The sequence below is a fragment of the Janthinobacterium sp. GW821-FHT03C08 genome (assembly GCF_059420905.1).
The window spans coordinates 357,362-371,574 of record NZ_JBWKUP010000002.1 but is presented as its reverse complement, the minus strand read 5'-3'; the positions used below and the strand labels follow the sequence as shown (position 1 = coordinate 371,574).

Annotated in this window: 14 protein-coding genes and 1 riboswitch; of the genes, 9 read left to right on the top strand and 5 right to left on the bottom strand. The window is 62.5% G+C overall.

Features of this window, described 5'->3' with window-relative positions; all coding sequences use genetic code 11:
• Window positions 1–5: 5 nt before the first annotated feature.
• From dapF to AC07VL_RS04050, 3 genes are read right to left on the bottom strand one after another with little or no spacing between them, the layout of a single operon-like run.
• Window positions 6–869, bottom strand: a complete 864-nt coding sequence (gene dapF, locus AC07VL_RS04060; protein WP_494804694.1) for a diaminopimelate epimerase — start codon at window positions 867–869, stop codon at window positions 6–8.
• A gap of 11 nt (window positions 870–880) precedes the next feature.
• The gene (locus tag AC07VL_RS04055) at window positions 881–1,756 is read right to left on the bottom strand and encodes an LpxL/LpxP family acyltransferase (RefSeq protein ID WP_494804693.1); all 876 of its coding nucleotides are present in this window, start codon (window positions 1,754–1,756) and stop codon (window positions 881–883) included.
• Window positions 1,753–2,622, bottom strand: coding sequence for a lysophospholipid acyltransferase family protein (locus AC07VL_RS04050; RefSeq protein ID WP_494804692.1), 870 nt, complete (start codon window positions 2,620–2,622; stop codon window positions 1,753–1,755). Before AC07VL_RS04050 ends, AC07VL_RS04055 begins: the two co-directional genes overlap by 4 nt.
• A 188-nt stretch (window positions 2,623–2,810) precedes the next feature.
• Here AC07VL_RS04050 and metK point away from each other — a divergent pair, with 188 nt between their 5' ends.
• From metK to metF, 4 genes are all read left to right on the top strand, one after another.
• Window positions 2,811–3,977 carry a methionine adenosyltransferase gene (gene metK, locus AC07VL_RS04045; RefSeq protein WP_494804691.1) on the top strand — a complete coding sequence of 389 codons (1,167 nt, stop codon included), beginning with the start codon at window positions 2,811–2,813 and terminating at the stop codon, window positions 3,975–3,977.
• A 122-nt stretch (window positions 3,978–4,099) separates the two neighbouring features.
• Window positions 4,100–4,168: riboswitch (S-adenosyl-L-homocysteine riboswitch) on the top strand.
• A 27-nt stretch (window positions 4,169–4,195) separates the two neighbouring features.
• The gene (gene ahcY, locus AC07VL_RS04040) at window positions 4,196–5,620 is read left to right on the top strand and encodes an adenosylhomocysteinase (protein WP_092713571.1); all 1,425 of its coding nucleotides are present in this window, start codon (window positions 4,196–4,198) and stop codon (window positions 5,618–5,620) included.
• A 193-nt stretch (window positions 5,621–5,813) separates the two neighbouring features.
• Entirely contained in the window at window positions 5,814–6,170 is a 357-nt protein-coding gene (locus AC07VL_RS04035) for a phage holin family protein (RefSeq protein WP_099665786.1), read from the top strand.
• The gene (gene metF, locus AC07VL_RS04030; protein WP_494804690.1) at window positions 6,157–6,987 is read left to right on the top strand and encodes a methylenetetrahydrofolate reductase [NAD(P)H]; all 831 of its coding nucleotides are present in this window, start codon (window positions 6,157–6,159) and stop codon (window positions 6,985–6,987) included. The genes AC07VL_RS04035 and metF overlap by 14 nt, the downstream gene beginning before the upstream one ends.
• A 14-nt stretch (window positions 6,988–7,001) precedes the next feature.
• On the opposite strand, the gene AC07VL_RS04025 is transcribed toward metF, so the two are convergent.
• Complete coding sequence (locus tag AC07VL_RS04025; protein ID WP_494804689.1) at window positions 7,002–7,601, bottom strand: 5-formyltetrahydrofolate cyclo-ligase; 600 nt, start codon at window positions 7,599–7,601, stop codon at window positions 7,002–7,004.
• A 27-nt stretch (window positions 7,602–7,628) separates the two neighbouring features.
• Between AC07VL_RS04025 and AC07VL_RS04020 the strand changes: the two genes are divergently transcribed.
• The 4 genes from AC07VL_RS04020 (at window position 7,629) to AC07VL_RS04005 (ending at window position 12,257) form a co-directional block, all read left to right on the top strand.
• On the top strand, window positions 7,629–9,626 hold the full coding sequence (locus tag AC07VL_RS04020; protein WP_494804688.1) for a lytic transglycosylase domain-containing protein: 1,998 nt from the start codon (window positions 7,629–7,631) through the stop codon (window positions 9,624–9,626).
• Between the two features lie 12 nt (window positions 9,627–9,638).
• Window positions 9,639–10,355: a glutathione S-transferase family protein gene (locus AC07VL_RS04015; RefSeq protein ID WP_494804687.1), complete on the top strand. Its 717-nt coding sequence runs from the start codon at window positions 9,639–9,641 to the stop codon at window positions 10,353–10,355.
• 12 nt (window positions 10,356–10,367) lie between these two features.
• Window positions 10,368–11,465 carry a tRNA nucleotidyltransferase/poly(A) polymerase-related protein gene (locus AC07VL_RS04010; protein WP_494804686.1) on the top strand — a complete coding sequence of 366 codons (1,098 nt, stop codon included), beginning with the start codon at window positions 10,368–10,370 and terminating at the stop codon, window positions 11,463–11,465.
• A gap of 87 nt (window positions 11,466–11,552) precedes the next feature.
• Window positions 11,553–12,257 (top strand): GNAT family N-acetyltransferase, encoded by a 705-nt coding sequence (locus AC07VL_RS04005; protein ID WP_494804685.1) that lies wholly within the window; start codon window positions 11,553–11,555, stop codon window positions 12,255–12,257.
• Here AC07VL_RS04005 and AC07VL_RS04000 read toward each other — a convergent pair.
• The gene (locus AC07VL_RS04000; protein WP_034753092.1) at window positions 12,249–12,773 is read right to left on the bottom strand and encodes an Lrp/AsnC family transcriptional regulator; all 525 of its coding nucleotides are present in this window, start codon (window positions 12,771–12,773) and stop codon (window positions 12,249–12,251) included. The genes AC07VL_RS04005 and AC07VL_RS04000 overlap by 9 nt on opposite strands.
• A gap of 125 nt (window positions 12,774–12,898) precedes the next feature.
• On the opposite strand from AC07VL_RS04000, the gene hppD reads away from it, so the two are divergent.
• Window positions 12,899–14,026 (top strand): 4-hydroxyphenylpyruvate dioxygenase, encoded by a 1,128-nt coding sequence (gene hppD / locus AC07VL_RS03995; protein WP_494804684.1) that lies wholly within the window; start codon window positions 12,899–12,901, stop codon window positions 14,024–14,026.
• Window positions 14,027–14,213 lie beyond the last annotated feature (187 nt).

The following is a 14,213-nucleotide window of genomic DNA, read 5'->3' as shown; positions in this document are numbered from 1 at the left end:
AGGGGTTACAGTTCGATCGTGCCTTCGAAGACGGTCACGGCCGGACCCGTCATCAGCACGGGCTGGCCGGGGCCTTGCCAGGCGATCGACAGTTCGCCGCCGCGCGCGCTGATGCGCACGGGCGAGTCCAGCAAGCCGCGCAAGATGCCGGCCACGGCGGCGGCGCAGGCGCCCGTGCCACAGGCCAGGGTTTCGCCCGCGCCCCGCTCGTACACGCGCAGTTTCACGTGGTGGCGGTCGATGACCTGCATGTAGCCCGCATTGACGCGGCGCGGAAAGCGCGGATGGTGCTCGATGCGCGGGCCCGACGCTTCCAGGTCTTGCGCGTCGACGTCGTCGACCACCTGCACGGCATGCGGATTGCCCATCGAGACGACGGACACCAGCACGGGGGCGTTGTCGCCTGGCAAGTCCAGCTCCAGCGGCCACAAGGTGTCGTTGCCTTGCGCTACACCGGCGAGGCCGGCCGCATCGAACGGCACCAGCGCGGGGTCCAGCACGGGCGCGCCCATGTCGACCGTGATGCTGCCGTCGGCTTCCAGGCGCGGCGCGATGATGCCGGCCATGGTTTCCACGCGGATGCTGTCTTTGTCGGACAAACCTTTTTCGCTGACGAACTTGACGAAGGCGCGCGCGCCATTGCCGCACTGTTCCACTTCGCCGCCGTCGTTGTTATAGATGCGGTAGCGGAAGTCGCAGCCTGGCAGGCGCGGCTTTTCCACCACGAGGATCTGGTCGGCACCGATGCCGAAGCGGCGGTCGGCCAGGCGTTGCCACTGGGCCGGCGTGAAATCGATGTCCTGGCTGATGGCGTCGATGACGATGAAGTCATTGCCGGCGCCATGCATCTTGGTAAAGTGGAGTTTCATGTTCTGCCGTATCACTTGTGCTGGTTATAGAACGACGCTTCGCCTTCGGGGCGCGTCTTGAAGCGCTTATGCGTCCAGAAATATTCGGCCGGCGCCTCGCGCACGCGCTCTTCGATGAAGGCGTTCATGCGGCGCGTGGCGGCCGTGATGTCGTCGCCCGGATAATCGTCCCAGGCCGGGTAGTACGTCACTTGCCAGCCTTCGTAGTTGGGCAGGAAGGTGGCGATGACGGGAATCACCTGCGCCTTGGCGGCCAGCGCCAGGCGCGCCGTGGCCGTCAGGGTGGCGGCGGGCACGCCGAAGAAGGGCACGAATTCCGCATCCTTCTCGCCGAAATCCATGTCCGGCAGCATGAAGTAGGGCAAGCCGTCGCGCAGGGCGCGCAGTATCGTCTTGATGCCGTCCTGGCGCGTAAACAGCTTGGGCGGCTTGAAGCGCGAACGGCCGGCGCGCAAGGCCTGGTCGAAGGCGGCGTTCTTTTGCTGCACGTACATCGAGGAAGCGGAAATTTCCATGGCCGTGGCGGCGCCGGCCACGTCGAGGCAGACGAAGTGCGGGCACAGCAGGATGGTGGGCTTGGCGGCGATCTGCTGGCCCGGGAAGGCGGGCACTTTTTTGATCAGGCGGTTCAGGCGTTCTTCCGGCGCCCACCACAGGATGCTGCGCTCCCACACGCTGCGCGAATAGGCCTGGAAATGCTGGCGCGCCAGGGCCACGCGTTGCTGTTCCGTCAGTTCCGGCATGCACAGGCGCAGATTCGTCAGGGCAATCTTGCGCCGCGTGGGCATGGCGATGAACAGCAGGCTGCCGACGGCCACGCCGAAGCGGCCGAGGATGGGCAGGGGCAGCCAGTGCAGCAGCCACATGAAGGCGATCAGCAGTCTCATGCCGGCTCCTTGGCGGCATCGGGCGTGGCGGGCGTGGGCGGCGGCGCGCCGCGCGGCACCTTGTAGCGGTTGTAGCTCCACAGGTATTGCGCCGGGCTGCGCGCGATCAATTGCTCCATGGCGGCATTGATGGTGCGCGCCTGCTCCGCCGAGGTGCTGTCGAGCGACTCGGTGAAGGGCACGAAGTGCACGACGTAGCCGCGTCCGCCCGGCAGGCGCTCCGCGTAGGTGATGATGACTTCGGCGCCGCCCATCTGCGCCAGCTTGGCCGGCAGGGTCATGGTGTAGGCGGGGCGGCCGAAGAAATCGGCCCATACGCCTTCGCCTTCCTGCGGCACCTGGTCGGGCAGCAGGCCGATGGGTTGTCCCTTTTTCAGGCATTTGGCAAAGATGCGCACGCCCGACATATTGGCCGGCGCCAACATCAGGTTTTCGCGCGCGCGCGCCCCTTCGATCAGCGGCTTCAGTGCGGCGCGCTTGGGCGGGCGGTACATGACGGTGAGCGGCGTGCGCAGGGCGATCTGCTGGGCGACGATTTCAAAGCAGCCCAGGTGCGGCGTGAGGAAGACGATGCCGCGGCCGTGCTGCAGGGCTTGTTCCACCAGTTCCCAGTTTTCCACCGTCGCATGGCGTGCCACGCGCTCTGCCGGCGCGCACCAGATGAAGGGCAGTTCCAGCACGCTCTTGCCCGCTTCGGCCACGGCCGTGTGCAAGTGTTGCGAAAAACCCGCACCCTGCATGTTCTCGCGCATGCGGCGGCGGTAGGACGGGGAAATGGCGTAAATCACCCACCCCAGCACAGCGCCAAGGCCATGCAGGACGGGCAAGGGAAAGATCGATAAGAAGCGAAAAATGGGGACTAACATGAATGAGCTGTTTCCAGGAATGGCGTGTTGCCGTGCCAAAATTTTTTAAGAAGCGTAAAATACCACGTATGCAGTAACCGCTGAGTTAATAGACAACTTGCGAAGCGGAATATAAATATCGCTAAAGCGTCGCAGGCAAAATCCTCTTTACTGCGACAGAACATTCACATAGTAATCAGGAGCTTGCAATGTCAAACGACTATCTCTTCACTTCCGAATCCGTCTCGGAAGGCCATCCCGACAAGGTTGCCGATCAAATTTCCGACGCCATCCTTGACGCCATCCTGACCCAGGATCCGACCGCCCGCGTGGCTGCCGAAACCTTGTGCAACACGGGCCTGGTGGTGCTGGCTGGCGAGATTACCACCCACGCCAATGTGGATTATATTCAAGTTGCGCGCGAAACCATCAAACGCATCGGTTATGACAACACGGAATACGGCATCGACTACAAGGGTTGCGCCGTGCTGGTGGCCTACGACAAGCAGTCGCCGGACATCGCGCAAGGCGTCGACGAAGGTGCGGGTATTGATCTGGATCAAGGCGCTGGCGATCAGGGCCTGATGTTCGGCTACGCCTGCGATGAAACGGCCGAGCTGATGCCCGCCGCCATCCACTACGCGCACCGCCTGGTCGAGCGCCAGTCGCAGCTGCGCAAGGATGGCCGCCTGCCATGGCTGCGTCCGGACGCCAAATCGCAAGTGACCCTGCGCTACGTCGATGGCCGCCCCGTCGGCGTGCACACGGTCGTGCTGTCGACCCAGCATGCGCCGGAAATCTCGCACTCGCAGATCGAAGAAGCCGTCATCGAGGAAATCATCAAGCCCATCCTGCCGCGCGAATGGCTGACGGAGACCAAATTCCTCGTCAACCCGACGGGCCGTTTCGTCATCGGCGGTCCGCAAGGCGATTGCGGCTTGACCGGGCGCAAGATTATCGTCGATACCTACGGCGGCGCAGCGCCGCACGGCGGCGGCGCGTTCTCGGGCAAGGACCCGTCGAAAGTCGACCGTTCGGCAGCGTATGCGGCCCGCTACGTGGCGAAAAACATCGTCGCCGCCGGCCTGGCGCGTCAATGCCAGGTGCAGGTCAGCTACGCCATCGGCGTGGCCAAGCCGATCAACATCACCGTCTACACGGAAGGCACGGGCGTGATTCCCGACACGGAAATCGCCAAGCTGGTGCTGGCGCACTTCGACCTGCGCCCGAAAGGCATCGTGCAAATGCTGGACCTGCTGCGCCCGATCTACCAGAAGAGCGCCGCCTACGGCCACTTCGGCCGCGAAGAGCCGGAATTCACGTGGGAGCGCACGGACAAGGTTGCCCTGCTGCGCGACGCCGCCGGCCTGAAGTAATCCAGTCCGTTTGCTGATGAGCGCCCCGGCCGCCAGGCCGCGGGCGCTTTTTTTTATGTGTTGTTGCGGGGCCATGCATGCCGAACAGGCTGGCGCGCGCGGCTTGACAATGTTAAAATCCCGTGTCCGAGGAGCGTTGCGACGAAGAAATTCGCCAGGCTCGGAATATCCTGCAACCGCGCTCACGTACCTTTTTCAACCACTGAAAGGAGGGCGTGATGAACGCCGTACTCAAATCGCAACACGACTACACCATCGCCGATATCACTCTGGCCGCATGGGGCGACAAAGAAATCAAGATTGCTGAAACGGAAATGCCTGGCCTGATGGCCATCCGCGAAGAATTCGCGGCAGCGCAGCCTTTGAAGGGCGCGCGCATCACCGGTTCCATCCACATGACCATCCAGACCGCCGTGCTGATCCAGACCCTGGAAGCACTGGGCGCGCAAGTGCGTTGGGCATCGTGCAACATTTACTCCACGCAAGATCACGCCGCCGCCGCCATCGCCGCCGCCGGCACTCCTGTGTTCGCCGTCAAGGGCGAGTCGCTGGATGACTACTGGGAATACACGCACCGCATCTTCGAATGGCCGAACGTGGATGGCAAGGCTGTCTACTCGAACATGATCCTCGACGATGGCGGCGACGCGACCCTGCTGCTGCACCTGGGCGTGCGCGCGGAAACCGATCTGTCCGTGCTGGCCAACCCTGGCTCGGACGAAGAAATCTGCCTGTTCAACTCGATCAAGAAGCACTTGCTGGCCGACCCGACCTGGTACTCGAAGCGCTTGCCGGAAATCCTCGGCGTGACGGAAGAAACGACGACCGGCGTGCACCGCCTGTACCAGATGCACAAGGAAGGCAAGCTGGCCTTCCCGGCCATCAACGTGAACGATTCTGTCACGAAATCGAAGTTCGACAACCTGTATGGCTGCCGCGAGTCGCTGGTCGATGGCATCAAGCGCGCCACCGACGTGATGATCGCCGGTAAAGTGGCCGTCATCGCCGGTTACGGTGACGTCGGCAAGGGTTCGGCCCAAGCCATGCGCGCCCTGTCGGCGCAAGTATGGGTGACGGAAGTCGACCCGATCTGCGCGCTGCAGGCGGCGATGGAAGGCTACCGCGTCGTGACCATGGATTACGCCTGCGAACACGGCGACATTTTTGTTACCTGCACGGGCAACTACCATATCCTCACGCACGATCACCTGACGCGCATGAAAGACCAGGCCATCGTTTGCAACATTGGTCACTTCGACAATGAAATCGACGTCGCTTCGCTGAAGCAATACGAGTGGGAAAACATCAAGCCGCAAGTCGACCACATCATCTTCCCGTCGGGCCGCCGCATCATCCTGCTGGCCGAAGGCCGTCTGGTCAACCTCGGTTGCGGCACGGGCCACCCGTCGTACGTGATGAGCTCGTCGTTTGCCAACCAGACGATCGCGCAGATCGAACTGTACGCGAACACGGCCAACTACCCGGTCGGCGTGTACACCCTGCCGAAACACCTGGATGAAAAAGTCGCCCGCCTGCAACTCAAAAAGTTGAATGCGCAGCTGACGGAACTGACGCAAGAGCAAGCCGACTACATCGGCGTGCGCACGGAAGGTCCATACAAGCCAGAGCACTACCGTTACTAAGATGGTTGCCTCATGAACCTACTGCGCGGCGCGGGGCGCAGCCGGCGATGCTCGCTGTACATAAAGTACAGCTGCGCTTCTCGGCCACGCCGCGCATCCGCTCGCTACGGTTCCTGAGGCAACAAGACTGATCGGTGTACTTTGAAAAGGCCGGCTATGCCGGCTTGCCCCTCTTTTTTGACAGGCTAGAGAAATGCGCTTGCTACTGATTTGGTTTATCAATGCGGCAGCCCTGTTTGCCGTCCCTTATTTGATGCATTCGGTGACGATGAGCAGCGGCTGGACCGCGCTGCTGGCCGCTGCCGTGCTGGGACTGGTCAATGCGCTGATCCGTCCCCTGCTGATCCTCTTGACCCTGCCCGTGACGTTCTTGTCGCTGGGCCTGTTCATTTTGATCATCAACGGCTTCATGTTCTGGCTGGTGGCGCAGATGATCGCTGGTTTCCATGTCGCCAGTTTCTGGTCGGCCGTGGGTGGTGCCATTCTGTACAGCATCATTTCCTGGGCCTTGTCGACCTTACTTTTGAGTAACGACGATGGAAAAGCATAATTTCAGTATCGAGTTTTTCCCGCCGAAAACCCCGGAAGGGGCGGAAAAGCTGCGCGCCACGCGTGCCAAGTTGTCTGAATTGCATCCGAAGTATTTTTCGGTGACGTTCGGTGCGGGTGGCACGACGCAGCAGGGTACGCTCGACACCGTGCGCGAGATCCTGGCGGCCGGCGAAGAGGCCGCGCCCCATCTGTCTTGCGTGGGCGGTTCGCGTGCATCGATCCGTGCCGTGCTGGCCGACTTCAAGGCGGCGGGCGTGAACCGCATCGTTGCCTTGCGCGGCGACTTGCCCAGCGGCTATGGCGCCTCGGGCGAGTTCCGCTACGCCAACGAGCTGGTGGAATTCATCCGCGCCGAGACGGGCGACCATTTCCATATTGAAGTGGCCGCCTATCCGGAAGTGCATCCGCAAGCCCGTTCGCCGCAGGACGACCTGCAGGCGTTCGCGCGCAAGGTGCAGGCCGGCGCCGATGCCGCCATCACCCAGTACTTCTACAATGCCGACGCGTATTTCCAGTTCGTCGAGCAGGCGCAGAAGGTGGGTATCAACGTGCCCATCGTGGCCGGCATCATGCCGATCACGAACTACACGCAGCTGATGCGTTTTTCGGACATGTGCGGCGCGGAAATTCCACGCTGGGTGCGTCTGAAGCTGGCCAGCTTCGGCGACGACAGCGCGTCCATCAAGGCCTTCGGCCTGGACGTGGTGACGGGCTTGTGCGAACGCCTGCTGGAAGGCGGCGCGCCAGGCTTGCATTTTTATAGCATGAACCAGGCGGCGCCCACGACGGCACTGTGGCAGCGCCTGGTGAAATAAACCGTTCTGATGCGTTAGAGCAGATCGCCCTCGGTCATGATGTGATCGAGGGCGATGTCGTATTCGCCCTTGGGAAAGGGTGCCGCCAGGCAGGCATAGGCGATGCCTACTGTGCGCGGGCGGGGCGTGGCCGCCAGGGTGCGGTCGTAATAGCCGCCGCCATAGCCGAGCCGGTAACGTTCTTCATTAAATCCCAGGCAGGGCACGAGCAGGGCGGCCGGTGCCGGGCGCAGGCGCAACTGGGCCGGCACGGCCACGCCCATGCCATCCTTGACCATGGGGTCGCCTGGCGTCCAGGCGGAAAACGCCAGCGGCGCGTGTTTTTCCAGCACCACCGGCAAGCTTAACTGCACGCCGCGCGCGGCCAGCTGCGCATAGGCGTCGTGCAAGTCCGGCTCGCCATGCAGGGGCCAGTACACGCCCAATTCCCCGACATTTTCCTGCGCGCACCAGTCCAGCAGGCGCTGCGCGATGGCCGCATCCCACCTTACTCGCGTGGCCTCGGGCAGGGCGCGCCGGGTCGCCAGCAGGGCTTTGCGCAAGCCGGCTTTTTCCTGTGGCGCAATGGGTGGCCGTGTAGCCGGATCGCATGTTATTCTAGGGTCGCTATTCATATCACCATCAAGATTGAGAGTCGTACATTGATTTCCCCACTGAAATGGATTGCCGGCTCGATGCTGTGTGCCGCATCGGTCCTGTCCCCCCTGGCCGCCCTGGCCCAGGTGATCGCCACCGTCTCGCCTGCCGCAGCGCTGGCGTCCGATACGCGCAGCGAGGACGATGCCTTCCTGCTGCTGCGCGACGCCGCGCGCAAGGATGACGCCGACAAGGCGGACTTCTATGCGGCCCGCCTGACGAATTACCAGATTCCATCGTATGTTGACTATTATCGGCTGAAACCGCGCATCAAGCAGTTGAGCGAAGCACAATTTCGCGATTACCTGAACCGCTACAAGGGCAGCGCCATCGCCGACCGTTTCCGCAACGACTGGCTGCTGGAACTGGGCCGCAAGCGCGACTGGGTTGTGTTCGATGAGCAATATCCGCAATTCGCCCTCGACGACGATACCCAGCTCAAGTGCTACGCGCTGATGTCGCGCGCCGCCAAGGGACAGAACGTGGCGCCCGAGGCGCGCAACCTGCTCGTCTCGCCGCCCGGCTATGGCGAAGCGTGCGGCAGCCTGATCGCGGTATTGGCGCAAAATGGCCAGTTCGACGCGAACGACCTGTGGGCGCAGATCCGCCTGGCGGGCCAGACGAATGCCACCGGCCCGGCGCGCCGCATCGCGCTGCTGCTGGGCGCGTCCGACGCGAAGATGGCGCAAGCGATCGACTTGCCCGCACTGATGCTGGCCAAGGGGCCGGGCCCCAGCCGCGCCGACCATGAAATGTACCTGGTGGCCATCGGCCGCATGGCGAAAAGCACCTTGAAACTGGGCGTGGTGGCCCTGCAAAAGGCCAGTCCGTCCCTGACGCCGCAGGAGCAGGCCATCGGCTGGTCCAACCTGGCTTTGCAGGCATCGTATTCGCTGGCGCCGGAAGCGTTTGAGTATTGGCAAAAAAGTAATGGTGCGCCGCTGACCCAGGAGCAGATGCAATGGAAGGCGCGTATCGCCTTGCGCGAAGGCAACTGGCCGGTGGTCAAGTCATCGATCCAGGCCATGCCGGCCTCCTTGCGCGCCGACCCCACCTGGGTGTACTGGCTGGCACGGGCGCAGCAGGCGGAAACGCCGGGCCGCCCGAATGCGCAGGCCGATGCCCTGTACCGCACGATCAGCGATCAATCGAATTTCTATGGCCTGCTGGCCAATGAAGAGCTGGGCAATCACCTGGTCTTGCCGCCGCCGGGCCAGCCCGTCACGCCGGCGGAAATCGCCGCCATGGCCGCCAATCCGGGCTTGCAGCGCGCCTTGAAGTTTTTCAACATGCGCTTGCGCTTCGAAGGCACGCGCGAGTGGAACTGGGAATTGCGTTCCATGACGGATCGCCAACATCTGGCGGCCGCGGAATTTGCGCGCCAGAACAATGTGCTCGACCGCATGGTCAACACGTCCGACCGCACGCGTCTGGAAGTGGACTACACGCAGCGCTACCCGACGCCGCACGACGACGTCATGCATCCGGCCACGCAAACCCTGGGTCTGGACAAGGCCTGGGTATATGGCTTGATCCGCCAGGAATCGCGCTTCATCATGGATGCGCAGTCGCATGTGGGCGCGTCCGGTTTGATGCAGGTCATGCCGTCGACGGCCCGTTACGTGGCCAAGAAGATCGGCCTCACCGATTTCGTCACGGAAACCCTGAGCGATGTGCGCACGAATGTCTTGCTGGGCACGAATTACCTGAACATGGTGCTCGGCGGCCTGGACGGTTCGCAAGTGCTGGCCAGCGCCGCCTACAATGCGGGGCCGGGACGCTTGCGCATCTGGCGCGCCACCATGACGCGTCCGCTGGAAGGCGCCGTCTTTGCCGAGACCATCCCGTACACGGAAACGCGCGGCTACGTGAAGAACGTGATGGCCAATGCCACGTTTTACGCGGCCCTGTTCGAGAAGAGCCCGCAGTCTCTGAAAGCGCGCCTGGGCACCGTGGGGCCGAAGAATAGCGCCGTTTCTGCCGATTTGCCATCATCCAACTAAAGCTAGCCGACCATGCAAACGACCATCCTTGACCCCAGCCTGACGCAAACTCTGGCCGCTGCGCGCGAGCCGGGCCTGACCCTTATCATCGGCAACAAGAATTACTCGTCGTGGTCGATGCGCCCGTGGGTGGCCATGACGGCCTTCGGCATCCCGTTCCAGGAAGTGCGCGTGCTGCTCGACCAGAGCGACACGGCGACGAAAATCGCCGCCTATTCCGCCTGCGGCCGGGTACCCGTGCTGCTGGCGGGCGAAATGACGATCTGGGACAGCCTGGCCATCTGCGAATACCTGGCCGAGCAGTTTCCTGACAAGCACCTGTGGCCGCAGGACGTGGCCGCGCGCGCCATGGCGCGTTGTGTCTGCGCGGAAATGCATTCCGGTTTCGCCGGCTTGCGCACGGATATGTCGATGAATATCAAGGCGAAGTTGCCGGGCCGGGGCCGCACGGCCGCCGCGCAGGCCGACATCGGCCGCATCAGCGAAATCTGGGAAGAGTGTTTATCCCGCTTTGGCCACCACCAGTTCCTGTTTGGCGAGTTTTCCATCGCCGACGCGTATTTCGCCCCCGTCGTCATGCGCTTCCGCACGTATGGCGTGTCGCTGGCGCCGGCGCTGAATGCGTATTGCGAGCGCGTGCAGGCGCACCCGGCCGTGGCCCGCTGGATCACGGAAGCGCTGGCGGAGACGGAAGTCGCTGCCAAGCACGATGCGGAACTCCCTGATTAAGAAAAGAGCAACATGAAGATTTACACGGTCGGTGGCGCGGTGCGCGACCAACTGCTGGGCTTGCCCGTGAAAGACCACGACCACGTCGTCGTCGGCGCCACGCCGGAAGACATGCTGCGCCAGGGTTTCCGCCCGGTCGGCAAGGATTTCCCCGTGTTTTTGCACCCGAAGACGCAGGAAGAATACGCCTTGGCCCGCACGGAGCGCAAGACGGCCCCCGGCTACCGGGGCTTCGTCTTCCACGCGGCGCCCGACGTTACCCTGGAAGACGACCTGGTGCGGCGCGACCTCACCATCAACGCCATCGCGCAAGCCGAGGACGGGACCTTGACCGACCCGTTCGGCGGCATTGCGGATATTCAGAATAAAGTGTTCCGCCACGTCTCCGACGCGTTTGGCGAAGATCCCGTGCGCATCCTGCGCCTGGCCCGCTTTGCCGCCCGCTTCGACACTTTTACGGTGGCGCCCGCCACCCTGGCCCTGATGCGCCGGATGGTGCTGGATGGCGAAGTCGATGCCCTCGTGGCCGAGCGCGTGTGGCAGGAAGTGGCCAAGGGGCTGATGGAAGGGCGGCCGTCGCGCATGCTGACGGTGCTGCACGAGTGCGGCGCCCTGGAACGCATCATGGGGGAAATCACCGTCAGCGAGCGCTTGCTGCAGGTCATCGACCATGCCGCTGCGCAAGGCCATGACTTGCCCGTGCGCTTCGCCGCCCTGATGTTGCATATGAGTAAAGAGTCCATCGAGCAATTGAGCGTCCGCCTGCGCGTACCCAACGAGTGCCGCGAACTGGCCGTCATGGCGGCCCGCGAACGGGACACTATCAATGGCGCGCTGGCGCTGGACGCCGAGGCCATCGTTGCCCTGTGCGAACGCTGCGACGGCTTGCGCAAGCCGCAGCGTTTCGCGCAACTGCTGCAGGCCGTGGCCTGCGACGGGCTGGTCGCCGGCGACTTTCCCCAGGCGGCGCGGCTGCAGGGCGGACTGGACGCGGCGCGCGGCGTGAATGCGGGCGCGCTGGCGCAGGGCTGTACGGAGCCGAAACGCATCCCCGACGTCATCCATGCGGCGCGGGTGGCCGCCGTGGCGGCCTTCCTGGCCCAGGCTTGAATGGCGGGAATAGGCTACAATGGCGCCACAATGCTGCACTGCACAATGTCGGCCTGACGTGCCGCCGTACCGCCCCCAGGAGTCGTCGTGACCTTACCCAAGCTGTTTCAAAACCCGTTTCGCCGCTGGCTTGGCCGTAGCGGCGGCGGGCGTCCGACCGTGCTCGTCAAGCAATTGCATGAGCGCGACCGGCGCCGCATGATGAAGCATTTCCTGTCGCTGGAAAAAAGCGACCGCCTGCTGCGCTTCGGCAGCGCCTTGCCCGATGAGCTCGTCGCGCAGTACGTGCAAAAGATGGATTTCTCGCGCGATATGATTTATGGCGTCTACAACAGCCTGTTCAAACTGGTGGGCGTGGGCCACCTGGCTTTTGCGCCGAAGGACCAGTCGCCGGCGAAAAGCGTGGTGACGGACAAGGAGCAGGTGGCCGAGTTTGGCGTGTCCGTGTCGAAATCCATGCGCGGCATGGGCGTGGGTTCGAAACTGTTCGAGCGGGCGGCGATTCACTGCCGCAACAACGACGTCGATACCCTGTACATGCATTGTTTGTCGTCTAACAAGACGATGATGCATATCGCCAAGAAAGCGGGCATGGAAATCCAGCGCGACTATGGCGAAGCTGATGCTTATTTGAAACTGTTGCCACCGAACCCGACCAGCATGCTGCAGGAAGCCGTACAGGAACAGTTCGCCATGTTCGACTATACGTTCAAGGCCAATGCGCGCGCCGCGTTCAAGCTGTGGGATCGTTTGCCGGGGCGCAAGAAGAAGCCCGGGCCGCCATCACAATAAGGGCAGGGCCGTCGTATCCTTGATGCGCTGCAAGGCGAAGCTCGATTTCACGTCCAGCACGGCCGGGTGGCGCAGCAGGGTCGCCATCATGAAGCGCGAAAAGTGCTCCATGTCTTCCACGTGCACGCGCAGCAGATAATCCATTTCGCCCGTCATCGCATAGCAGGCCACCACTTCCGGCCATTGCGCCACGGCCACGGCGAAGTCAGCGCGCGGCGAGGTATTCGTCACCAGATTGGGCGCCAGCACGCGCGCCGTGCTGTGGGCGGTGGCGTCGCTGTGCTTTTCCAGGCGCACATTGACGTAGGCCAGCAAGCCCAGGCCGATCTTTTCCGGGTCCAGCAGGGCCACGTACTGGCGGATCACGCCCGCTTCTTCCAGCCGTTTGACGCGGCGCAAGCATGGCGACGGTGACAGGCTGACCTGCTCGGCCACATCCTGGTTCGACAGGCGGCCATCGGCCTGCAGGACGGCCAGGATCTTGCGGTCCGTTTTATCCAGCGTAATTTTGCTCATGCTTCCTCCGGTGGTTCTTGTTTCACGCAATATTATTGCGCAAATCATGATTGTTCGGGAGATCTTTGGCATTTAATGCCCGTGACCCGCGCCTATACTGTGCGCTACTTCTTGGAGGAGACATCATGCAATTTCAGCCTTGGGATAACCCGATGGGTACCGATGGTTTCGAGTTCGTCGAGTATGCAGCACCAGACCCAAAAGCATTGGGCAAGCTGTTCGAGAACATGGGCTTCACGGCCATCGCGCGCCACCGCCACAAGGATGTGACCCTGTACCGCCAGGGCGACATCAATTTCATCATCAATGCCGAACAGGATTCGTTCGCGCAGCGTTTTGCCCGCCATCACGGCCCGTCCGTGTGCGCCATCGCCATCCGCGTCGACGACGCGGCCTTCGTGTACCGCCGCGCGCTGGAACTGGGCGCCTGGGGTTTCGACAATAAGACGGGTCCGATGGAGCTGAATATCCCCGCCATCAAGGGCGTGGGCGATTCCCTGCTGTACTTCGTCGACCGCTGGCGCGGCAAGGGCGCCGACAAGGAAGGCGCCGCTGCGCCGGGCGGCATCGGCGACATCAGCATCTATGACGTCGATTTCGTCGCCATTCCCGGCGCCGTCGCCAACCCCGTCGGCCATGGCCTGACGTATATCGACCACCTGACGCACAATGTGCACCGTGGCCGCATGAAGGAATGGGCGAGCTTCTATGAAAGCCTGTTCAATTTCCGCGAAGTGCGCTACTTCGACATCGAAGGCAAGCTGACGGGCCTGAAATCGAAGGCCATGACCTCGCCATGCGGCAAGATCCGCATTCCGATCAACGAATCGTCGGACGACAAGTCGCAGATCGCCGAATACCTGGACCAGTACCATGGCGAAGGCATCCAGCATATCGCCCTGGGCACGGACAATATCTACGCCTCCGTGCAAGGCATGCGCGATACGGGTATCGATTTCCAGGATACGATTGAAACGTACTATGAGCTGCTCAACCGCCGCCTGCCGAACCACGGCGAGCAGCTGGAAGAACTGCGCCGCCTGCGCATCCTGATCGACGGCCACAGCACGGAAAACGAACGCGAATTGCTGCTGCAGATCTTCACGCAGACGGTGATCGGCCCGATCTTCTTCGAGATCATCCAGCGCAAGGGCGACCAGGGCTTCGGCGAAGGCAATTTCCGCGCCCTGTTCGAGTCGATCGAGCTGGACCAGATCAAGCGCGGCGTGCTGAAAGATACGAACGCGGCATAAGTATTGTCCTGTAAAAATAGTGGTAAAAAGGCATTAACGCGGGAGTGCAGCGCAGCAAAGAACTGCGCGCCTTCCTGTGGTAGTCTACGACAAACAAGTCATTTTTCCGCACCGGCATGGTCCACAAGGCACAGCCGGTACGTGTGAGTTCAACCGACTTTGCACGCGTAGCACAGAGAATAATGGA